At 64.1% G+C, this 643-nt stretch carries 1 protein-coding gene; it reads left to right on the top strand.

Going from position 1 to position 643, the window contains the following annotated elements:
* Positions 1 to 643 (top strand): formyltetrahydrofolate deformylase (locus HLH28_RS17860; RefSeq protein ID WP_182961945.1); only part of this gene is annotated, 643 nt, incomplete at both ends.

Genomic DNA, 643 nt, shown 5'->3' with positions numbered 1-643 from the left:
CCTTGCCGAACGGTTCGGGATGGACTGGACGCTGAAGGACAACCGGACGCGGACGAAGGTGCTGCTGATGGTATCGAAATTCGACCATTGCCTGGTGGATCTGCTGTATCGGTGGCGGATCGGGGAACTGGCGATCGAACCGGTGGGCATCGTCGCGAACCACCCGCGCGAAGTGTATGCGGACCTGGATTTCGGCGCGATCCCGTTTCATTACCTGCCGGTGACGGCGGCGACGAAGGCGGCGCAGGAGGCCGAGATCCTGCGCCTGGTGGATGCGACCGGGGCCGACCTGGTGGTACTGGCCCGCTACATGCAGATCCTGTCGAACGAACTGTCGTCGAACCTGTCCGGCCGCTGCATCAACATCCATCACTCCTTCCTGCCGGGGTTCAAGGGCGCGCGTCCCTATCACCAGGCCTTTGCCCGCGGCGTGAAGCTGATCGGCGCCACCGCCCACTACGTGACCAGCGACCTGGACGAGGGGCCGATCATCGAACAGGACGTCGAGCGGATTTCCCATGCCGACAGCCCCGACGACCTGATCCGCAAGGGACGCGACATCGAACGCCGCGTCCTGGCCCGCGCCGTCCGATACCATGTCGAACAGCGCGCCATCATGAACGGACACAAGACCATCGTGTTC

The organism is Gluconacetobacter tumulisoli, assembly GCF_014174155.1.
In the GTDB taxonomy this organism is placed as follows: domain Bacteria; phylum Pseudomonadota; class Alphaproteobacteria; order Acetobacterales; family Acetobacteraceae; genus Gluconacetobacter; species Gluconacetobacter tumulisoli.
Note: the sequence above shows the minus strand (reverse complement) of the source record. Positions and strands in the feature narration are given on the sequence as shown.